This is a genomic window from Candidatus Bathyarchaeota archaeon (assembly GCA_023131225.1).
Classification (GTDB): Archaea; Thermoproteota; Bathyarchaeia; order Bathyarchaeales; family SOJC01; genus JAGLZW01.
The window spans coordinates 68,207-89,484 of record JAGLZW010000007.1; the positions used below are offsets into that span (position 1 = coordinate 68,207).

Sequence of the window (21,278 nt, forward strand, 5' to 3'; positions counted from 1 at the left end):
TATCTTATTTCTTAAACGCTAAACTCTCGCCGATAAACGGAGAGAAAAAAATGAAAAGTCTTTTGAAGAGTAAGAAAGGGCTCAGTACCGTAGTGACAACGCTGATAATCTTGGTAGTCTCAGTGCTACTTGCAACTGTCGTTACTTTCTACGCCATCAACGTGACCACAACCAGAGTAGAAGAAGAAAGCCTGCAAGTTTACAAGCTCCACACATGGCATGATGGCAACGTCTTTGCTGAAACGGGATTCCTAATAATCAATACGGGCGGTCGTGACATGGTTCTGGACAAAATCACTGTTAGAGGACAAGAATGTGCGTACACTAATGTGTGGTATAATAAAACCACTTCTACCATAAACGCAGATATACCTTATGTTACACCTACTAACGCTACTACAGGTGTTCTACCATCATATGTAATCATTGGCGGCACAAACTACACGTTAACTCAAGGATCTGCTGGAAGCGATTTGATTTTGAAGTCTGGCTGGAGCATAATAGTCTACATATCTAACCCAGATCACATTTCAGTTAGCGACATCGGTGTCACTGTGGGCATCAACGTCTTTACTGCCAATGCTCAGTACTACAAAGAAAGCAACGTAGAAGCAGCCTCTTAGAAAAGAGGCATACCCTTTTCTTTTTTCCCATTTTTTATGAGACGATTACAGCGTCTTTGAATACGTATGCTGTATTCTGATGTGTAGTACTGTTTTACACACAAACCGTATTATTGCTTCTTCAAGAACCATTGGTTGAAGCTTCGTAGCTTACGGTTGCTAGTGAGGGCATGTTAATTGAATCGCAGAAAAAGGAAGGTAGCGTTACGTTTCTTGCTGTCAAAAAGAGCAACTGCACTGCCTGTTTCATTTCTCATGTTATTTGTCTCCCTCACTCTAATCGTATCAGCAACCTACTACGTTTCTGTGGCTAAAATCCAAGCAAGAGGACAACTTCTCAACATAGCCGTGGCAAAACAAAACATGATCTGCTTCGAAGACTCTATAGGATTTACAGAGTGGTTTCCAGGCACTTCCAGCGTCTATCATTTCGAGGACTCGGGTGGTATATTTAAAACATACCCCGTAGCGAAAAGCCTCTTAGTAAACGTTACAGACAACGATACATTCTACGCTGTGGTTTTTAATAGCAGCATAGGAAAGGCTGTTTACGAGTTACCATCAGCTGAAATTGCGGTGTCTACGTTTTATATGAGTGGCGATAGGAGAGCAGTGATCAACCAAAGCGCGTTTACAATGGCGCAGCTCTATTTATCGCCTGGAATACCCTCGCCAGAGTTAACGCTTACCTATCGCCCTCTAGCAACCATAAGCGAAACTGGCTTCAGTCAAGGAAAACCAGTAAACACGCTTAGACTTTACATAATCAACTTGAACACGTCAACAACCCTGATTGCCCAAGGCGAATTCAACATCAAATCCACATGCATAAATGTAGTCTCCAACCTGCAAACCTACAATTTCTCCTATCCGATAACCTCCATATTCGTTAAAGCAACTTTGGATGGAAGAAGCGACGCAGTGATACTTCCAGTATCAAGCAACGCAAGCGGAGCCTTCGTAAAAGTTGAAACCTTGGTGTGCAATGTCAAGCTGGAGAGGATACAGGGAGGAGCTTGAAGATGCCGGCAATAGCGCCAAGTTATCTCTATGCCTTCTTCGCTTTGGTCGCAGTATCCACTATTCTCATTTCTTCCTTCAGTGCCTATGCAGCGACCTTAAGAACCATACCAGAGATGGAGCAATTGGAAAATTTGCTGGGCCGCATAGCATCAAAAGGATACGAGCTCATAACATTAACAACCGTAACAAACTCAACTTCAGAAGCGGTTTTGCAGCTACCTTCAGCCATCGGCAACAAACAATACTGGATTAGACTTCGCAACATGACCTCAAAAGCATGGATTGAAGGTGCTTTGGGGTCAATACACAAAGGCAACATAGCCAACAGAGTATATCTCCCAAAAACGGTTTCTGCCCTAGGAAACTACTCTAGCGGCTACGGTCCAGCAGTTTTAAAATGTTACATGAACGGGTCAACGGTCAATCTTCATCTTAATACTTGGAGGGAAAATGTGTGAAGGTAAAATTGCGAAAAAAAAGAAAAGGAAAAACGCAAGAAAAAATAAAATTCAGCATTTCAGAAGAAGATTTAGCTGGATACTTAAACCTAAAAAGATGGACTGTCCCCGAAGGATACACTGAGACTGAAACTTACCCGCTAAAAGCTCCCTTCTCTTACGCATCTATAGTTCAAAACGAAGAAACGGGAGCATACCTGTATATTGTCGACGAACTACCTCTAACAAAAGAAGAAAACGACCTTTTCTTCAGAATGAGAAACATCTCGGAATATGAACTTCAAGCTCCCGAAGGCGACGAAACACTAAGCGAGTCCTTCCACACCCAAATGCCTGACATAATTGACTCGCACCAAAAAGTGTTCCAGAATGTTTCTACCATAAGCCTCAGAAAGATACTGCACTATCTGGAACGGGACATTGTCGGTTACGGAAGAATCGATCCATTAATGTTCGACCCCTACGTAGAAGACATAAGCTGCAGCGGAGTCAACAAAAACATTTTCCTTTGGCACAGACGATACGAAAACATTAGAACAAACATTTTTTTCAGGGAAGAACAAGAACTCGACGATTTTGTCATGAAGATCGTTCACAAAGCAGGAAAACACGTTAGCATAGCCTTTCCCATAGTAGACGTCACTCTACCCGGACAGCACCGTCTGGCAGTATCCTATGGAAAAGAAACAACCCCCTCAGGAACAAGCTTCACCATACGAAAGTTCCGAGAGGACCCCTTCACCATAGTTGACTTAATTGAAAACGAGACCATAGACGAGAACATTGCAGCATACTTGTGGCTTCTGATGGAAAACAAAATGTCGGTGATGATCATGGGTGCGACAGGAGCAGGCAAAACAACTGCACTGAACGCAATAGCATGCTTGATAAGACCCAACTACAAGATAATTTCTGTTGAAGAAGTTGCTGAAATTAACCTGCCTCATGAGAACTGGACTGCGACCATTGCCCGCTCAGGATTCGGAGTGGAAGGCGAAGGAGAAATCACACTCTACGACTTGATAAAATCAGCTGTACGACATCGTCCAGACCTGATTATTGTGGGGGAGGTGCGGGGCGAAGAAGCTTACGTACTCTTTCAAGCTCTTGCGACAGGACACGGCGGTTTATGCACTCTACATGCGGAAGACGTAGAGACGTCGATTCAAAGATTGACACAGCCTCCGATGAACATTCCATCATCCATCATTCCATTAATGAACTGTGCAATTATCGTAAAGCATGTTAGAACACCTATCTTCCTAAGCGGTGAGAAAAGGCTTTCCAGTAGAAAATTCATTCGAGTGGCTGAGATAAAAAATGCAAACTCGATAAAAGACGCATTCACATGGAGTGCTTCTACAGATACTTTTCAAGAAGACCTGAGCAACAGCTACTTGGTAGCTAAGATTGCGAGGAATCTTGATATTTCAATTGAGCAAGTTTTAGATGATTTAGAACAACGGAAAAAAACGTTGCTAAACATGGCAGAGCGTAATATTCGAGATCATCGTAGCGTAAATGTTGTCTTGAGCAAATATTACTACAATCCTAAAGGTTCGAGAAAGATTGAGTAGGTGAGAGCACGTTGGCGTCTAGCTATAATCCACTAAATATATTCCGTTCAATGATAACGTTGCTTTCTGGAAAGCAAAAGGCCTCCGAGATTGATAAAGAGATGCCTTTCACTGTAATGTTGTTTACTTTGATGGCAGCTAGCGGAATCGCCGTTTATGATGCGTGGAAAAAAATGAGTCGAATCAGTTTGCTGCCCAAAACTCAAAAGGAAGCTCAGGAAGTGGTGCGGCAAGTTGAAGTTTTAGGATATGACCCTTTGACCGTGATGTACAGAAAAGCTGAAGAAGCAACCTCAAAAACTTACCACGACTTCCTTGGGGGCTATGTTTCCTCGGTAAAAAGCGGTATAAACGTGGTTAATTTCTTAAGAAACAAACTTCATTCAATCCTAGAAGTACAAAGTGCAGGTGCATTTCGTTCGATTGAAAAGCTGGGAACATTGGTTGAGGCGTATGCGGTTATGCTTATTGTTACACTTTGTATTTACATTCTGTATGTTGTAATGTCTGCAACAAACACTTTTGAGTCTACGTCTGTAGGTATGGCCTCTTCATCTTCACAACCCCTCATGTATGCTTTGATTTTTCTCGCAACTCCATTTACCACATTAATTTTCATGGCTATAGCTAATCTTGCGCGTCAAAGCAACTTACTCTCTATCAAAGAAGTTTACCGCAATGTTATATTCTCGAGCGGAGCTGCTTCAGGATTCTTTGCCGCTGCGATGTTCTTGCCACAACTAGGTTTCATTATTGAAATGTTGACTTTACCAGGACTAGTAATAATTTGCCTCTTGGCCATTTCTCTGCCTCCTGCTTTTGCTTACCGGAAAATCGCAAAAGAAAACTTTGCCGCAGAAGAAGCCATGCCCAGTTTTCTCAGAGACGTAACCGAGTCTAGAAAAATCGGTCTTTCACCTGTGAAAAGCATCATCCACGCCACCAAAAGGACAGGATATGGATCATTCAATGAAACTTTGCAGCTTGTTCGCAGCCAAATTGAGTGGGGAGTTCCGCTTAGAAAGATTTTCAGCAACATAACAAAGCAAATTCGAAGCTGGCCAGTTTTGGTGTACTTCCTAATTTTGATTGAAACCATAGAGTTTGGTGGCGGTTCTGCAGACGCGTTAGAAATATTATCTAATTATAGTGAAAGGACAAAAGAGATAGAGGCGGACAAGCGGGCCACACTCAAACCCTATGTTATGTTAGCCTTCGTTTGGAGCGTGCTGATAGCCCTCACAACCTCCATAGTGGCAATAACAATCGGCGTCCTAACCCAAATCACCGTGCCAAGCTCTTCACCAGCCACGTTCGGCTCTATGCAACATCAAATCCTAATATTTTCTATAGGTATAATCCTTCAATGCTGGATGTCCGGCTTTTTCATAGGCAAAATAAGCGAAGGCACTTTTGCGGCGGGCTTTAAATATTCAGCGATGCTTGCAGTCACTGGCTATGTCTCTCTCATTCTGTCTCAAAACTACCTTGCTGGGATGCTTGGAGCTGTATCAGGATAGGAGCGTGGCTTTAAAGAGATGCCTGCATCTTCGGTGGACACATTTTTTGCATGTTCGCTAATGGTCATTCTCATTGTTTCAGCAATGGTTGGCACAGCTAAGGTTATGCAGCCCTACATAAACGATCTATCAAACATGAACGGAATGGAACGTTGCAGAGGTTTGGCTGAATACCTACTTCTAAGCACAGGTAAGCCGTCCAATTGGGGAAAAATGGCAGACGTTGCTCCAACAGCTTTCGGTTTGGCATCAGAAACTCAAAGGCCTTATGAACTTGATTTAGACAAAGTTTCCCGACTGAACAATAACAGCATCCACTCAATTACTTACCAAGAGATTTCAGCAGCCTTAGGAACCAAAGACATATCTCTAAACATAAAAATTCATCCCCTATTTGAGGTTTCCATAAATTTAGTCTCGAACCAAAGTGGAGAAACAGAAACCACCTATACGTTTCAGGTTTCCACAAGTAAATCCGGGTTTCCAGTTTCGGCGTGGTTGCAGTGTTACACAGTTGTCGAAACATACAGCAACAACGTTTCCTCTTCAACTGGCTCTAACGGAGTAGACCTTGTAAACGCTACCTTACCTAATTCGCCTAACGGAATGGCGTTATTTATGGTGTTTGCGAAAGCAAAAGCGGATTCTCGAATGATGGCTTTTAACGTGCATTCCTTTAGTCATAACTCTGAAACTCCCGAACCTAATGGAACTTTTCTCCAACTCAGCCCCTTAAACTACGTCTTAAACGTCTCTTTTCAATACCAGACAGTAGAGATTTCGAACGCTTACGTCTTCACCTGCAACTATCATTTCAACCTCTCACAAATCGCTGCTGGAAACCAAGCAGTTGAATATAGTATTCCACATCTTCTAGACGTCAGTCCTATGATGCTTGTGCTCAATGGAAACAATGGTTCAACTTCTTTTGCAGAATGGACTGCATATCCACAGTTACCATTAGAAATTGGTGCAGACTTTGTCGATTTGACCACTATGTCGAAGACTGCAGCTTTAACTTACATTGTTAGCATAAACTCAGTCCTTTACGAGTCTATTATAACGTGTAGGAGCGTGCAAAACTACGATGCCTAACAATAGGGGACAGATGAGAATCGTTGAAGCGTTTCTGTCAGTTCTGCTGTTGTTCTCAGCCTTGACCATGACCACTCTGATTTCTCCTGCATCCAACCCTGGTAAGGACAACGACTTGACAACTATGGGAATGCAATTGCTTGTATCTATGGACAATGATGGTCAACTCGGCAGACTTGTTGACGATGGAAACTGGACTACTTTGGCAGATGCATTGAATACACTGTTGCCAGTAGGCGTCTCCTACAATTTCACAGTTTACAACGAAAATCTGCAACCAGTCAACAACGTCTCCATCTCAAACGGCATAATGCCAAACCAAAACGTAGTTTCCATTCAATATCCCTGCGCCAGTGCAACCTCACAAGGCAGCTATTATCTCCTTCGCTTGCAACTAGCAACAGCAAGGTGAACCAACTGTGAAAAGAAGAAAAAATCAAAGACACTGTTCGGGGCAAATTCTAGTGTTGGCAGTCTTAGTGGTAAGTCTTGTTTTGTTATCGACGCAGCTTTACATCTACGAAGTTGGCAGATCTCTGGATGGAATCGAGTCAATAAGGGTAAACGATTTTGTGTTAGCTGTGAAACTCGGCTCGAAACATGTAGTTACCGGCGCGTTGGCTAACATCTCGGTTGGAGGTGAGGGGCCAATTCTTTCCGCAAATCTGGAAAGATGGGCATCCTTCACGGGTGGCTTGTACATGTTTGGTAAGCCGGTTCTCAATCATACACTTAGAAATGCGCCGCCATACACTAACGGAAGCCGTCTATCATGGGACACTGATGGATTTGGCATCACAAGTGCTTATGCCAACTTTGATTTCTCACTTTCTGATCGCCAAGTCAATGTTAAATTGCCCTACGCTGTGAACATAACTACGTCACTTGTCGTGGAAGGCATATATCAAACGTTGCAAGACGGCGTGAAGCAAATAAACGTTACCTGCAACGTGCTGAATGAAGGAAACCCTGCACTGGCTGAAAACGTCACTGTGTTATACGAAGATTCTGGTTCTTGGCAGCGCGCAGACAAACAAAGTAGCTATAGTTTTGCTGATTATGGAAATGGAACTTATCTAGTATCCTTTGAGGCAGATATCCCCGGAGAAAACGTAAACGTCTCTGTTCAAGTGTACGACATAAGAGGGATATATGTCCAAGCAAACGCAACGTGCACGAGTGTTACATGAACTAGTAGGCTATCACTCAAAGGGCGTGCCCATTGGGAGATAGAATTAAATCTTCTATTGATCGTTAAGATTTGTTGTAAAGGTGGTTAATGTTGAACTTGCTGCAGATATACCTATTGAACCTGATAGTCACTGTGGGCATGTTTCTCGTTCTAACGTTCAGAGCTTGAGTTGAACTCAGAAATTACAAACTAATGTGAAAAGAGTTGGAGTGGCGCAAAACCTACAATACTGCTGGTCGCATCTTGAGGGCTGAAAAAGAGCTTTTCACCGAGGTCAAAGGCGGAGAAGAACTGTATAATCTGCTTCTTGAAATGTTCAAAGCAAAAGAAGAATAGACTACGGGCAGTGCCAGCATGCTAATATGTTCTTAGGTCTGTCCATCTTCTCCTTTCCATAACGACTCAAAGGCTTGGTTAAGTGTCTCTGCGACCGCGGAGAAGTAATGAAAAGTCCTTTGGTGATGTCTCGCTTTTCTTCAACCACCCTCTTTTGCAGATCCGAAGAGCGAAACCCACACTTTGAGCATCGAAATCCCTGACCTACCCCCATAGAACTCATTTTTTTACCGCATCTCAGACATTTCGGATTGTGAGATGCTAGTTTAGGTGCAAGTTTGAGGGCTCGTAACTTTTCAAGATTAATCGTTAACGGATGTTTTATGGAGCTTGGCCTGACTCCGCCACAAACTTCCACTACGTCTCCAATGATTAGTTGTCTTGCAATCTTCCGCAGAATACCAGTTGGTTCATACGCAGCACAGTCCACCTTGCCTGTTTCATCTTTTATCGAGAATACCCTATGTCTCCGAGGAACCAGTTTAGGCCTCGAAGCTACGATACCAATGACAATTATCGGATAGTATGGCTGGATGTCGCCTATTGTTTTGACTTTTTTCAGGTGGGCATCTGTTCCGTGATTTGTCCGGAAAACAACCCATCTCTCTATCGGCTCCAACGGTCGAATCATTTTATAGGCTTGAACAACTGCTTCTGCAGTTTCTCCCCTGACACCGTAGAGAATAGGATCTGGACCTCTGGGGGTAATGAGGATACGTTTGGTTTCAGGGTCGATATTGTTGAAGGTTTGGGATCTGGTTTTCCGGTCCATTTCTCTGACGGACGCTGAGTCTAATCGTCGGTGGCTACCTCGGTTTTCGGGTGTTCTATACGCTATTACTTCATAAGTGTGGTCTCCGTCCAAAGTTTCACCTATTGCGGCTAGGGCGCCGACTATACCATACCCTGTTCCGTAGCCCAACGCTTCTGCCTTGAACCTTCTTATGAGCTTTAAAGCATCCTCCATTTTGACGATGCTTTGAATAGTTTTTTTAGCGAAAATCTTGATTTCTCGGGGGATTTCAGCGCCTTGAAAAAAGACGATGCCAGGATCTGTGTCTTTGAAACCCAATTCTGAGTTTTCTTCTACAGTGTCAGCTACGGTTTCAAAGACCGTGTCTACTATGTTTTCGTTGCATGTCATTCGCAGGCAGAGGGCACCATTTCCTCTGGTTTTCCAAGGTACATTGGGGTTCAGGCGGATGAGGTTGGGGTAATCATTGAATGTAGCGCCTAGTTTCTGCAGTTTCTCTACGAGTAAGGCAGCTATGTAGGTGGTGCATCCGCCTTTTGGAGAATCTGTGTCGTCGAAGCCGACATGTAAGGTAACCATTAGCAATTCAGCGTGTTTGAATGTTTGTAATCTGTGATAAAAAGTCTGTGCCGAAGATGAAAAAAGAGAAAAGGATTGTTTTATGTGGAGGCTGCTGGTTCTTCGACTACTATCATGGTTAGTGTGGAGCGGACTTTGTCGAGTCGTCGCACGTGCCATGTGACTATTTCTTTGAGTTTGTCCATAGTATCTGCGGTGATTTTTGCGACTACGTCGTAGACTCCATAGACTGCGTAGGATTCTGTCACTCCTTGAACTCCTTTTAAGGTGTTTAGCACATCGCTTTCTGAGCCGATTTCGGTGTTTATTAGCACAAAAGCTACTGGCAATTTATCATTCCTCATCTCCTATTTTAGAGGTGTAACCTAAAATATTTTGCTACTTTCGGTGCTGAGCATCAATGTATTGATCCATTTGCTTCATGAATTTCCACAGACTTCTTTGTGGCTGGGGGCTGTGGGGTTGACTCCTCTGGCTTCGTGTCAAGCATAGTGATGATGAATTCTTTGTTTCCAAACCCCTTGATAGCTATTTTGTATGCAATTTTGGAAAAATATAAACGTTGGTCTGCGGACTAGTGTTTCTCTTCAAATAGCAAGTATAAGGTGAGATTGTTGGAAACGTTAACTCATGATATAGTTATAGTGGGAGCTGGCATGGCTGGCCTTAGAGCTGCAATTGCCGCTGCCGAGGTTAACAGAAAAATCGACGTGGCCGTAATTTCTAAAGTCTATCCCGTACGTTCGCACTCGGTCTGCGCACAAGGCGGCACCGCTGCTATGCTAAGAGAGGGTGACTCTTACAATTTACACGCTTGGGACACCGTTAAAGGGTCGGATTTTCTCGCAGACCAAGACGTTGTAGAGTTCTTTGTCAGGAAAGCTCCTGAGGAGATCATTACATTAGACCATTGGGGGCTCCCATGGAGCAGAACCGAGGATGGAAAAATAAATCAACGTCCTTTTGGCGGTCACAGTTTTCCAAGAGCATGCTTTGCAGCTGACATGACAGGCTTTCACGAGATGCATGCATTGGATGGAAAAGCTAAGGCATATGATAACATAAAATTCTATGATGAATGGTTTGTTACTTCCCTTATCGTTGAGGATAACGTTGCAGCAGGTTTGACGGCAATAGAACTGAAGACTGGTGAAATGGCCATCTTTCGCAGCAAAGCCGTCATAATGGCGACTGGCGGCTATGCACGTGTATATCAGTTTACAACATTTTCCCATACGGCGACTGGAGATGGGATGACTATGGCCTATCGAGCGGGTGTACCTCTAAAAGACATGGAATTTATCCAATTCCATCCCACAGGGATGGTTCCATCGGGGATATTGATTACTGGGGGCGCCCGTGGCGAAGGGGGATACTTAGTCAATGCTAAGGGTGAGCGTTTTATGAAACGCTACGCGTCTGAAAAGATGGAGTTAGCTCCACGAGACATTGTTTCCAGAGCAGAGACAATAGAGATTCAGGAGGGACGTGGACTAGAAGGCCCTTATGGACCTTACATAGCCTTAGATCTTAGACATTTGGGCGAGGAGAAGATAAACGAGAGGTTACCTCTTATCCGCGACGTTGCTATAAAACTGAGTGGAGTAGACCCTGTAAAGGAACCAATACCTATCAGGCCAGCAGCTCACTACTCTATGGGAGGAATTCATGCTAACATAAAGACGGAAACGCCAATTTCAGGGTTTTACGCTACTGGCGAATGCGCTTGTTTAAATGTGCATGGAGCAAATAGGCTCGGCACTAACTCGACGTCTGATTGCCTAGTTTTTGGATTTGTTGCTGGCGAAGAAGCTGCCAAATACGCTCTTTCAAACAGTTTTCGAGAAATTCCACGTGAAAAAATCTTGGCAGAGGAAAGAAGAGTTTTTGACGAAATTTTGGGCAGCGAAGGCGACGAAAAAGTTCCTGTTATCAGAGATGAGTTGAGAGGTATCATGAGTGGGAAAGTGTGGGTATTCAGAAAAGGCGACGAACTGGAGAGCGGTTTGAAGGAACTAAAGAGGCTCAAGGAGAGATTCAAAAACATAAGGGTTGAAGACAAAGATAGGCAATTCAACACTGGGCTTGTAGCAGCCTTGCAGCTTGACTTCACCTTGGACCTATCTGAAGCTACGATAGCAGGCGCACTTGCTAGAACAGAATCGAGAGGAGCTCATACCAGACTTGACTGTCCCAAGCGTGATGACGGAAATTGGCTGAAACACACTATTGCTTACTACACAAAGGAAGGCCCCAGACTCGAGTACATTCCAGTTACCATAACCAGGTGGCCTCCTGCCGCAAGAGCCTATTAGGAGATGAATATGCGTGAATTCTCAAGTTGAGAAAACTGTTGAATTCAAAATACACCGTTTCAATCCCCAAAACGAAAGGCATTACATATCTACGCACAAAGTACCCGTCTGCAAGGGGATGACCTTGCTTGATGCTTTTATGTATATCAAAGACAATTTTGATGGGGCGCTTACGTTTAGGCATTCATGTAGAATGGGAGTGTGTGGAAGTTGTGGAATTATGGTTAACGGAAAACCCATGCTGGCCTGTTACACACAAGTACTGCATCTAAACTCTGACACCTTGGTCATCGAACCGCTCCAAAACATGCCCGTCATAAAAGACCTAGTTGTGGACATCCAACAATTCTTTGACACATACAACCGAATAACCCCCGTCTTAATCAAGCCTGAGGAGGCGTTTAAGAAGCCTGACGAATTTATACAATCACCAACGGATCTTAAAAAGTACTGGGACTTGACACTATGCATCAAGTGTTCTATATGTTATTCTGCATGCCCAGCCGCAATAGACGAGAAATTCTTAGGGCCTTCCGCTTATGCTACCAATTATCGGTTTGTTTCAGATTCAAGAGATGAAGGCACAACTGAACGGTTGAAGGCTATGGCTGACAACATATGGCTATGCACCTCTTGCAACTCGTGTACAATGTTTTGTCCTAAAGAGGTTGATTGTTCATCCTCGATAGTTGACGAACGCGGCCTCGTGGTAGAAACAGGTAATATACCGAGAACAGTCAAGGACGTACTTACAAGCGTTGTCAGATATCATAATCCGATGGGGATGCATCCGAGTAAAAGAATGGACTGGGCTAAGGACTTGAACGTTAAAACGTTTCCAACCGTTGAAAAAGCTGCCATCTTGTCCTTTGTGGGTTGCGCATCAGCTTATGATCAGAGAAGTCAAGCAATTGCCAAATCCATGGTTTCAGTATTCAATAGTTTAGGTGTTGACTTTGCAACACTTGGCACTGAAGAATGGTGTTGTGGAGATCACATATTACGACTTGGCGAGAAAGGATTGTTCGAAATGCTTGCCGAACATAACATTTCAACGTTTGAAAAGTTCAATGCAGAGAAAATTATAATGCTGTCTCCTCACTGTTACAACACTTTCAAAAGTGACAAGCCATACAGTGATAAAGGGCTTCGCATTCAGCATTATACAGAATTTCTCGCTGAAACCATCAAAAATGGCAGGCTAAAACTTTCCAAACCCGTTAACAAAAAGATCACTTACCACGATCCTTGCTTCCTAGGCAAACGCAACGAAATATACGAAGCACCCAGACAGATTTTGAAGTTAATAAACGGTTTAGAACTTGTTGAGATGAAGAGAACAAGGGAGAACAGCTTTTGCTGTGGTGGAGGAGCTGGAAGAACTTGGACTGAAGATGCCCCTCCTGAAAAGAGGCCTAGTATTGATCGTGTTAGAGAGGCATTAGAACTTGGTGTCGAAGTTATTGCCACAGCATGTCCGTTCTGTGTTACAACTTTGGAAGATGCGGTGAAAGTGTTAGATGTGGAAGACAAGATTGTGGTGAAGGATATTCTAGAGCTTCTAGAAGAAGCCATGTAGTACATTAAATTAGTGGACTTCGATGCGCGCATTCCAATTTGATAGGGTACCATCATTCCAAAAAGAAGCTATTATCCTGTCAAAAAGCGCGCGCATAAAAGGAATCAATTTTCTGGGCTTTATAAATCTCACATATATATCTAGATGCATGCTACTATTCTTCGGTAGCGCACAAGGGCTATTACTTTGGAACATGCATATCAAGGACGGATAGAATTATACCTTACACCTCGAAAGTCTGAGAGAGAATGAAAAATGAATAAAAAAAATATCGGAATAAAAATTCAACCGATTTTCGAAAAAGACGGCGTAAAAATTAAGATGTTGAAGGTTTGGCTTTTTTGGAAGGACAAACCATATCCCTTAAACTTTATCGGCATGGGTTGCGAATCCATTGGGAGAAATCTCGACATTTCAGAGTTGCAAGCTATTAAATTGCTCATTTTGAAGTTAAAACCAGAGATAAAGAATATGGGAAACCCTTCCGTGCGAGAGAAGGCAGAATTACGCCTTAAACACCTTGAAAAGAAGTTGGTTCTAGCTAAAAACCGTGAGAGCTAGAGTAATGTGATTAATGACGAATATGCGCACGCTGTGATTATAGGTTCAGCACAGCATGTAGTACGCATGCATACAACATGCAATCTCTAAACACCCTCGCGCGCGTTACGATTCGGCTCTTCAGCTGTCTAAACCTAAAAAATGTAAAACTTACCCAAAAAAAATCTTTACAGCTTCGACTCTACTAGCTCGCTTTTCATTTGACTGAGAGTTCTCATGTATTCTAACAGTTTTGCTCGTGCCATGCTTGGCGAAATCTTTAAAAAACGCATCTTGTCGTTTGGCTTGACTTGTCCAAGATGAGAAACGTCAGGAGTGGAAACCACGGCGATTTTCGGATAACCCCCAGTTGTCTGTGCATCACGCATCATTATAATAGGCTTACCGCTTTCAGGCACCTGAACTGCCCCAACTGGTACAGCGTCTGAAACCATATCCAGTGAGCCTTTCTGTTCCACCCTTGAGCCATCAAGCCTATAACCCATCCTATCAGACTCTGTGGTTACAGTGTAGATGCTTGACAGAAAGGTCTCTATGCCCATGTCTGTGAAGTAGTCAGATTGTGGTCCAAGCACAACTTCAATCGCTAACTTGTTGCTATAGCACGGAACAAGCTCTTGAGGCATTGAGAAGCCAAACTTAAGTAATATACCAGGCTCATATGCTTCAATAACATCTCCCGCTTTAAGCCGCCTTCCTTGAAAACCGCCAAATCCACCACGAACATAGGTTGACCTACTATCCAATACTAAAGGTACATCAATTCCTCCCTTCACAGCTAGATATGCTCTACACCCACTTCGCGGATGCCCAAAAGAAAGCACATCACCCTTGCAAACCTGCAACGTTTGCCAATAAACAACCTTTTCCCCGTTTACAGTGGGCGAGAGAGCCGCACCTGATATTGCAATTTGAGCAGTGTTGAGAAATTCAAACGCTGGACCCTGCAAAGTTATTTCTATACATGCATCATTGGGCTTGTTGTCTACTAGAAGATTCGCTGCAACAAAAGCATAGTTATCCATCGCTCCAGAAATCGGCACACCATACTTTTGGAAACCATACCGTCCTGCATCTTGAACTGTCGTAAAAAGGCCTGGCTTAATCACTTTGCATAGTTTCATTTTTATTATTCCTGAAGTCTTCAAACTCTTCTTTTCCAATGGGTTTGAATTTCACAGCGTCACCGGGCTGTATCCAGGCTGGTGGATGTTTTTTTGTGTCGAAAAGCTTTAGGGGAGTTCGACCGATTATCTGCCATCCTCCGGGAGACTCACACGGGTATATACCGGTCTGTTTTTCAGTTATTCCCACAGATCCTGCTGGAACTCGCAACCGTGGCGTTTCAAATCTCGGTGTCGCGATTTCGTTGGCTACTTCGCCTAAGTATGGGAAACCCGAGATAAAGCCAATCATGTACACCGTGTATTCTCTATCACTATGTAGCCGAATAACCTCTTTCTTGTCTAGGTTGTGATATTTAGCCACGTAGGCGAGGTCGGGGCCACATTCGCCGCCGTAAATTACTGGCACTTCAATTACTCGTTTTCGGGTTGAAACGCTAAACTCGTCCAGTCTTTCTTCAAAATCTCTTAATCTGAAAACCAACTGTTCATAACTTATCTTCAACGGGTCATAGTAAACAAGGAGCGAACGGTAGGTTGGCACACACTCTTCCACGCCTTTTAGCTCAAGTTGGGAAATTGCACGGTTTAAGGTGTGCACTTTCCTGTTGAGGTCTAGACTTATGGTGTTGCCGAACTCAACCAATAACGCCCTATCGCCCACAGGCATATGCTTCGCAGTTTGATACATAGTTTGCACCTAGACGAAAGTGCCTACAGGCGTAACTTCAACGTCTGCAGCCAAAAGCGCTTTCTTGACGGATTTCGCAAGCTCCACAGCGTTTGACGTGTCGCCGTGAACACAAATGGTATGCACTTCGTCAAACTTTACAGTCTGACCATCGATAGCAGTTACACTTTTTTCCTTTACTATCCTTACCGCCCTCTCAGCCACAAGTTTCGCTTCTTCAATCACTGCTCCTGCTGTGTTTCTGGAAACTAAGCTTCCGTCTGGATTGTAAGCCCTGTCAACAAAGATTTCATGAGCCACGCGCAAACCTGCCTCAGCTGCCATCTTCGCCATCTTAGAGTTTGCCAAAGCAAAAAGCATCAGTTTAGGGTCCACAGCACGTAAAGCTTCGATGATGGCGTTTGCATAAGCTTCGTTCTTGGCCGCAGTGTTGTAGAGAGCTCCATGAGGTTTAACGTGTTGCAAATTCTTGTTGGCGGCTTTTGCGAAAGCTGCAAGAGCGCCTACCTGATAGATAATGATGTTCTCTACTTCTTCTTGGGAGAGGCTCATGTTGCGGCGACCGAACCCCAACAAATCTGGGAACCCAGGATGCGCGCCTATCGCAACTCTATTTTCTTTTGCCAACTTCACGGTTCGAGCCATAACGACTGGGTCGCCTGCGTGGAAACCGCAAGCGATGTTGGCGGAGGTTATGAAAGGCATAATTTCTGCATCGTATCCTATTTTGAAGTTACCGAAGCTTTCGCCGAGATCGCAGTTGATGTCGATTTTAGGCTTCATGCACGAGCCTCTTGAGTTTAATGAAGGAAATTACGCATGTTTTCTGTTGCTGCAGAAGGAACAGGCAAGTCCTTCATGGTAACTAAACCCGGCGATGCATTAATCACTTTGGGAATTGCGTTCACCACCATCGCCACAGTGCCTATATCACCGTGTACACAAGGTATGATTTTCTGGTTTACGTTTGGAACGCCTTCAATTGATATGGAGTCATATTCTTCCTCTGCGCCGATGTATGCTTGAAACTCAAGGGTGATCACTTCCTTTCCCTTTTTATATCCTCTTGCCACTTGTCTTAAGCCAGCCGCGTAACCAGCCTTAACTTCGATGGCCTCGCTTCTAACAGGTTTCTTGGCGATAACAGGCTCAACCGGATCAACTTTAATCCTCTCCAGCCTCCAAGCTAAGGCTGCCGCAATCATTGAGATGGACTGTTCTAAGCCTACATGTCCCGTAATCACTTTCCTTTCGATTGCTTTATGGAACTCCTCTGTGGTAAGGCTTGCACCAATCTTCTTTTGGAAAGGTACTCGTCGAGTGGCGGCGTTCATGATTCGAACCGCTTTTATTTTTTCTATTTTTTGGCAGACTGCGGTAAGGGTGATGATTAGTGTGTCCATTAGAAAGCCGGGGTTTATGCCTGTGCCTAGAACTGTGGCTTGGTGTTTCTTGGCTAGTGCATCAAGTTTTTCTGCCAGTTGTGGTTCTGAAAGATAGGGATAAGAGAGTTCTTCACACGTTGACACCACATTGACCCCTTGTTTCACGATTTCTGCAAGCTGTGGAAAAACGTCTTTCAGATAAGATGAAGTTGTGTGCACCACGATGTTTGGTTTTGTCTTTGAAAGCACCGCCTTGGCGTTGCTTGAGATAATCACTCCAACATGATTGCCTATGCCTAAGACTTCTCCCAAATCCTTGCCCACTTTTTCCTTCGCCACATCGATGGCTCCAACTATTTCTATTCCTTTTTTCTGGAGGAGATGTTTTGCTATGAGGCTACCGACTGCTCCTACGCCGTATAAAACTGCCTTTATTTTCTCCAATTTCTCAACCTTTTTATTTTTGTTGCTTTGTGTTTGGATATAGGTGTTTCGTAGCGTGTATTTGATAGCTTTGGACAAAAGGTTTACGTTTGTAAAGTTTTATATCGGAGACGTCGCTTCTATTTCCAGAATAACAAATGAACTACCAATAGAACGACTAACGGAGCAAGAGGTCTAATGAAGCCAATGCTCATCCCAAAGGAAATCCGTGAAAAAACAAAATACTGCTTCGAGTGCGGCATTTGCACCGCAAGCTGTCCTATGGTAGAGCTGTTGTCAACGCATTACAACCCTAGGAGTCTTTTGCAAAAGGTTCTTACAGAACCCGAAAAGACTTTGAACGATAATAGGCTTTGGCTGTGCGCGTGGTGCTACAAATGCTACAAACGATGCCCCCAAGGATTAAAACTGCCAGAAATATTCCAACTTCTAAAAAGTGAAGCCGCAAAACGTGGACTTTCTAATGGTTTCGAAGAGGCGGTTGCAATAATAGAAGAAAATGTACCTTTTCCAGTTATCTGCTGGTACACTTGTTTTCACCCTGAACGTGCAGAAGTGGGTGATGAAAAGATAACTGAGGCTTTGGAAAAATTAGCCGCGCAGCGCATGCAAGCAAAAAAAAAAGAAACAGCCACTGGCCACAAGGGAAAGGTTGCAATCATCGGCTCAGGCCCAGCAGGACTTACAGCTGCTTGCGAACTAGCAGAAAAAGGATACTCGGCTACGATTTTTGAAGCTCTTCCAGAGGCTGGAGGCATGTTAAGGAAAAGCATGCCAGAGTACAGATTGCCCAGAAAGGCGCTAGAAAGTGAAATTCAATGTTTGAAAGATTTGGGCGTGGAAATAAGAACCAACACAAGGATTGGGAAAGACATTAGTTTTGATGAGCTTTGGCGAGACGGATATAAAGCTGTGTTTGTTGGAGTTGGCGCCCATAAGAGTCGAAAATTGGGAATTGAAGGCGAAGAGCTGGAAGGAGTTATTGACGCTTTGGGCTTTCTTTGGAAAGTAAACATGCAACAAAAAGTCAGCCTTGGAAAAAAAGTAGGAGTAATTGGCGGTGGAAACGTTGCCGTCGACGCCGCTAGAACCGCACTTCGCCAAGGAGCCAAAGAAGTTGTTATTCTTTACAGAAGGTCACGAGAGGAGATGCCAGCTAACCCTTGGGGAGTTATGGAAGCAGAAAAGGAAAGTGTGAAAATCGAATTTTTAGTGGCACCCAAAAGAATTCTAAAAAAAGAAGGAAGAGCTGAGGGATTGGAGTGTATTAAAATGAAGTTGGGAGAACTGGATGAAACTGGCAGAAAAAAACCAATGCCAATTGAAGGCTCCGAATTCTCTCTAGAACTAGATACGATAATAGTTGCTATTGGAGAAACAACAGAAACTACTTTCTTGCCAAAAGAAGTAGAAGTGGACAGAGGCAACAGAATTCTAGTTAACCCGATTACCATGGAAACCAGCATGACAGGAGTTTTTGCAGGCGGAGACACGGTCACTGGACCAGCAACTGTGATAGAGGCTATCCTTGCTGGAAAACGAGCCGCGTGTTCCATCAACCAATATTTAACGGAGATTGAGGAAAAAGAGGAAAGAAACCGTGGCGACTGAAAAGAAAGTTGAAGAAGAGCCGCGAATCGGCGTCTATGTGTGTCACTGCGGACTAAACATAGCGGGCACGGTGAACTGTGAAGAAGTGGCAAGGTTCGCCGCTGCTCTTCCCCACGTAATTGTTGCAAAAGACACGCGATACGCGTGTTCTGACCAAGGCCAAGAGCTTATTAAAAATGATATCAAAGAGCACAACTTTAGCCGTGTAGTTGTTGCTTCTTGTTCTCCACGCCTCCACGAGCCTACTTTTAGAAAGGCGTGTGAAGAGGCTGGATTGAACAAATATCTTTTCGAAATGGCAAACATACGAGAGCATTGCAGCTGGGTACATCTTCACGATAAAGAAGCGGCTACAGAGAAGGCTAAGGACTTAGTTAGAGCGGCGGTGGCGAAGGTTGCTCTTCTTGAGCCAGCAATCGAAACCGAAGTTCCTATACTCAGAGAAGCGTTAGTAATCGGTGGTGGAGTGGCGGGAATTCAAGCAGCCTTAGACTTGGCTGATACGGGCTATAAAGTGTATTTAGTGGAAAGAGAGCCAAGCATCGGCGGAAGGATGGCGCAGATTGACAAAACTTTCCCCACGATGGACTGTTCAATCTGTATTCTTGCACCAAAAATGTCCGACGTAGGTCATCATCCCAATATCGAGTTATTAACAAACAGTGAGGTCCAAGAGGTTAAAGGATACATTGGAAACTTTAAAGTAAAAGTGCTGAAAAAGCCGAGATATGTAACGGACGATTGTAGCGCTTGCAACGATTGCTCAGAAGTATGCCCCGTAACCGCGCCAAACGAGTTTGACATAGGCTTAGCAACGAGGAAGGCAATTTATACACCCTTCGCTCAAGCGGTGCCATCTACCTACATAATTGACCGTGAAATATGCCTCAACAAAGAAGGAGTCATGGCGTGTGACAAGTGCATAAAAGCCTGCGAACGACTAGCCATTGACTTCGACATGAAACCCGAAACCTTGGAATTGGAAGTCGGTACAATAATTGTGGCAACAGGCGCCGACGTATACGACCCTTCCTCACTGCTAAACTACGGATACACTCATTACCCGAACGTACTAACGTCACTCGAATTTGAAAGACTAATCAACGCGGGAGGGCCTTCTGGAGGAAACCTTATTCGCCCAAGTGACATGAAAATTCCCGAATCGGTTGCCTTCATCCAATGCATAGGCTCACGGTCTAAAAAAGGAAACTTCTATTGCAGCAATGTGTGCTGCATGAACACGATAAAAGACAGCCTACTAATCAAAGAACACTGGCCTGACGTTAAGATATACGTTTTCTACGTGGACATAAGGGCTGTTGGAAAAGGTTTTGAAGATCTCTATAGAAGGGCGAAAGAAGAAGGTGTAATATTTATTCGAGGATTGCCGGCAGAAGTGATTGAAGACCGGAAAACTAACAACTTATGGATAATTGGAGAAAATACGCTTCAAAAAGAGCTGTACAAAGTCAAAACGGACATGGTGATTCTTTCAGTCGGCATCGAACCCTGTCATGACAGTAACGTTATTCAACGCCTCTTCACGCTGTCTAGAACTCCTGACGGATTTTTCATGGAAGCTCACCCCAAATTTAGACCTGTAGACGCCCCCACTGGGGGAGTGTTCTTAGCAGGCTGCGCCGAATCTCCAAAGGACATAAAAGACAGCGTAACCCAAGCAAGCGCTGCAGCAGCACGCGCCGGCATCCTGATGGCACAAGGAAAAGTAACTGTTGAAGCCATCACGCCCGAGCCTATTCCTGAAAACTGTACAGTCTGTGGACTATGCGCCCGAGTTTGTCCTTACAATGCGATTGTTGTGGATAAAGAGCGCAAGCTAGTCGAGGTCATTGAGGCTGCATGTGTTGGATGCGGCACTTGTGGTGCCGAATGCCAATTTGACGCCTTACACATGCGCCACTTCACAAACGCCCAAATCCTAGCTCAGATTGACGCGTTGACGGAAGAAGATGCTGACAAGAAGATAATTGCATTTTGCTGCAATTGGTGTGCTTACGCAGGGGCAGATTTCGCAGGGGTCAGTCGAATGCAATATCCGCCAAACGTACGCATAATTCGAACGATGTGCTCAGGAAGAGTGTCACCAAAGTTTGTTGAACACGCATTTGCCAGAGGCGCAGGGGCAGTGTTAGTCGCTGGGTGTCACCCAGGCGACTGCCACTATATCGACGCTAACTTTCAAACGCAAAAAAGAGTAGAGAGATTGTGGAAGAAAATGGAAAGACTGGGAGTTGACAAAGAGAGGCTTCAGCTTCTGTGGGCTTCTGCTGCTGAAGGCGAAAGATTCGCATCTAAAGTACGCGGAATGGAAGCAACATTGAATAAGCTAACGCCTGAGGAACTGGAAAATTCAAAAAAAGGCTTTGTAGGAAGCTAGGGTGGAATTGGTT

Annotated in this window: 19 protein-coding genes; 13 read left to right on the forward strand and 6 right to left on the reverse strand. The window is 44.1% G+C overall.

Translation table 11 applies throughout. The features are described 5' to 3' along the window. Positions 1-50: 50 nt before the first annotated feature. The 8 genes from KAU88_01775 (at position 51) to KAU88_01810 (ending at position 7,486) form a co-directional block, all read left to right on the forward strand. The gene (locus KAU88_01775) at positions 51-623 is read left to right on the forward strand and encodes a hypothetical protein (protein MCK4477240.1); all 573 of its coding nucleotides are present in this window, start codon (positions 51-53) and stop codon (positions 621-623) included. Between the two features lie 177 nt (positions 624-800). Continuing rightward, on the forward strand, positions 801-1,643 hold the full coding sequence (locus KAU88_01780) for a hypothetical protein (protein MCK4477241.1): 843 nt from the start codon (positions 801-803) through the stop codon (positions 1,641-1,643). Between the two features lie 2 nt (positions 1,644-1,645). Next, complete coding sequence (locus tag KAU88_01785) at positions 1,646-2,104, forward strand: hypothetical protein (protein ID MCK4477242.1); 459 nt, start codon at positions 1,646-1,648, stop codon at positions 2,102-2,104. After that, positions 2,101-3,681: a type II/IV secretion system ATPase subunit gene (locus KAU88_01790; GenBank protein ID MCK4477243.1), complete on the forward strand. Its 1,581-nt coding sequence runs from the start codon at positions 2,101-2,103 to the stop codon at positions 3,679-3,681. Before KAU88_01785 ends, KAU88_01790 begins: the two co-directional genes overlap by 4 nt. An 11-nt stretch (positions 3,682-3,692) precedes the next feature. Beyond that, entirely contained in the window at positions 3,693-5,201 is a 1,509-nt protein-coding gene (locus KAU88_01795; protein MCK4477244.1) for a type II secretion system F family protein, read from the forward strand. An 18-nt stretch (positions 5,202-5,219) separates the two neighbouring features. Next, positions 5,220-6,296 (forward strand): hypothetical protein, encoded by a 1,077-nt coding sequence (locus KAU88_01800; GenBank protein ID MCK4477245.1) that lies wholly within the window; start codon positions 5,220-5,222, stop codon positions 6,294-6,296. 13 nt (positions 6,297-6,309) lie between these two features. After that, a complete protein-coding gene (locus KAU88_01805; protein MCK4477246.1) occupies positions 6,310-6,708 on the forward strand; it encodes a hypothetical protein in 399 nt (132 codons plus the stop codon). A 7-nt stretch (positions 6,709-6,715) separates the two neighbouring features. After that, entirely contained in the window at positions 6,716-7,486 is a 771-nt protein-coding gene (locus tag KAU88_01810; GenBank protein MCK4477247.1) for a hypothetical protein, read from the forward strand. Between the two features lie 339 nt (positions 7,487-7,825). On the opposite strand, the gene KAU88_01815 is transcribed toward KAU88_01810, so the two are convergent. Further along, a complete protein-coding gene (locus KAU88_01815) occupies positions 7,826-9,157 on the reverse strand; it encodes a DUF1743 domain-containing protein (GenBank protein ID MCK4477248.1) in 1,332 nt (443 codons plus the stop codon). 80 nt (positions 9,158-9,237) lie between these two features. Beyond that, complete coding sequence (locus tag KAU88_01820; protein ID MCK4477249.1) at positions 9,238-9,486, reverse strand: Lrp/AsnC ligand binding domain-containing protein; 249 nt, start codon at positions 9,484-9,486, stop codon at positions 9,238-9,240. Between the two features lie 285 nt (positions 9,487-9,771). On the opposite strand from KAU88_01820, the gene KAU88_01825 reads away from it, so the two are divergent. The 3 genes from KAU88_01825 (at position 9,772) to KAU88_01835 (ending at position 13,612) form a co-directional block, all read left to right on the forward strand. Continuing rightward, a complete protein-coding gene (locus KAU88_01825; protein ID MCK4477250.1) occupies positions 9,772-11,472 on the forward strand; it encodes a succinate dehydrogenase/fumarate reductase flavoprotein subunit in 1,701 nt (566 codons plus the stop codon). Positions 11,473-11,485: 13 nt separating this feature from the next. Next, the gene (gene sdhB / locus KAU88_01830) at positions 11,486-13,051 is read left to right on the forward strand and encodes a succinate dehydrogenase iron-sulfur subunit (protein ID MCK4477251.1); all 1,566 of its coding nucleotides are present in this window, start codon (positions 11,486-11,488) and stop codon (positions 13,049-13,051) included. A 255-nt stretch (positions 13,052-13,306) separates the two neighbouring features. Beyond that, on the forward strand, positions 13,307-13,612 hold the full coding sequence (locus KAU88_01835) for a hypothetical protein (protein MCK4477252.1): 306 nt from the start codon (positions 13,307-13,309) through the stop codon (positions 13,610-13,612). A 167-nt stretch (positions 13,613-13,779) separates the two neighbouring features. On the opposite strand, the gene KAU88_01840 is transcribed toward KAU88_01835, so the two are convergent. Genes KAU88_01840 through KAU88_01855 form a run of 4 tightly spaced genes read right to left on the reverse strand, consistent with a single transcriptional unit; the run spans position 13,780 to position 17,256 of the window. Continuing rightward, entirely contained in the window at positions 13,780-14,736 is a 957-nt protein-coding gene (locus KAU88_01840) for a biotin-dependent carboxyltransferase family protein (protein ID MCK4477253.1), read from the reverse strand. Continuing rightward, the gene (pxpB, locus tag KAU88_01845) at positions 14,714-15,427 is read right to left on the reverse strand and encodes a 5-oxoprolinase subunit PxpB (protein ID MCK4477254.1); all 714 of its coding nucleotides are present in this window, start codon (positions 15,425-15,427) and stop codon (positions 14,714-14,716) included. The genes KAU88_01840 and pxpB overlap by 23 nt, the downstream gene beginning before the upstream one ends. Before the next feature lie 9 nt (positions 15,428-15,436). After that, entirely contained in the window at positions 15,437-16,210 is a 774-nt protein-coding gene (locus KAU88_01850; GenBank protein ID MCK4477255.1) for a LamB/YcsF family protein, read from the reverse strand. A gap of 17 nt (positions 16,211-16,227) precedes the next feature. Further along, positions 16,228-17,256, reverse strand: a complete 1,029-nt coding sequence (locus KAU88_01855) for a hypothetical protein (GenBank protein ID MCK4477256.1) — start codon at positions 17,254-17,256, stop codon at positions 16,228-16,230. Between the two features lie 177 nt (positions 17,257-17,433). Here KAU88_01855 and KAU88_01860 point away from each other — a divergent pair, with 177 nt between their 5' ends. Both KAU88_01860 and KAU88_01865 read left to right on the forward strand, forming a co-directional pair. After that, positions 17,434-18,867: an FAD-dependent oxidoreductase gene (locus tag KAU88_01860; protein MCK4477257.1), complete on the forward strand. Its 1,434-nt coding sequence runs from the start codon at positions 17,434-17,436 to the stop codon at positions 18,865-18,867. Continuing rightward, entirely contained in the window at positions 18,857-21,265 is a 2,409-nt protein-coding gene (locus KAU88_01865; GenBank protein MCK4477258.1) for a hydrogenase iron-sulfur subunit, read from the forward strand. Before KAU88_01860 ends, KAU88_01865 begins: the two co-directional genes overlap by 11 nt. The last annotated feature ends 13 nt before the right edge of the window (positions 21,266-21,278 follow it).

Coding starts and splice junctions, on each gene's coding strand:
- KAU88_01850 (MCK4477255.1), bottom strand. CDS start 16,210: ATGAAGCCTAAAATCGACATCAACTGCGATCTCGGCGAAAGCTTCGGT.
- KAU88_01805 (MCK4477246.1), top strand. CDS start 6,310: ATGAGAATCGTTGAAGCGTTTCTGTCAGTTCTGCTGTTGTTCTCAGCC.
- KAU88_01775 (MCK4477240.1), top strand. CDS start 51: ATGAAAAGTCTTTTGAAGAGTAAGAAAGGGCTCAGTACCGTAGTGACA.
- KAU88_01815 (MCK4477248.1), bottom strand. CDS start 9,157: ATGGTTACCTTACATGTCGGCTTCGACGACACAGATTCTCCAAAAGGC.
- KAU88_01835 (MCK4477252.1), top strand. CDS start 13,307: ATGAATAAAAAAAATATCGGAATAAAAATTCAACCGATTTTCGAAAAA.
- KAU88_01800 (MCK4477245.1), top strand. CDS start 5,220: ATGCCTGCATCTTCGGTGGACACATTTTTTGCATGTTCGCTAATGGTC.
- pxpB (MCK4477254.1), bottom strand. CDS start 15,427: ATGTATCAAACTGCGAAGCATATGCCTGTGGGCGATAGGGCGTTATTG.
- KAU88_01785 (MCK4477242.1), top strand. CDS start 1,646: ATGCCGGCAATAGCGCCAAGTTATCTCTATGCCTTCTTCGCTTTGGTC.
- KAU88_01860 (MCK4477257.1), top strand. CDS start 17,434: ATGAAGCCAATGCTCATCCCAAAGGAAATCCGTGAAAAAACAAAATAC.
- KAU88_01840 (MCK4477253.1), bottom strand. CDS start 14,736: ATGAAACTATGCAAAGTGATTAAGCCAGGCCTTTTTACGACAGTTCAA.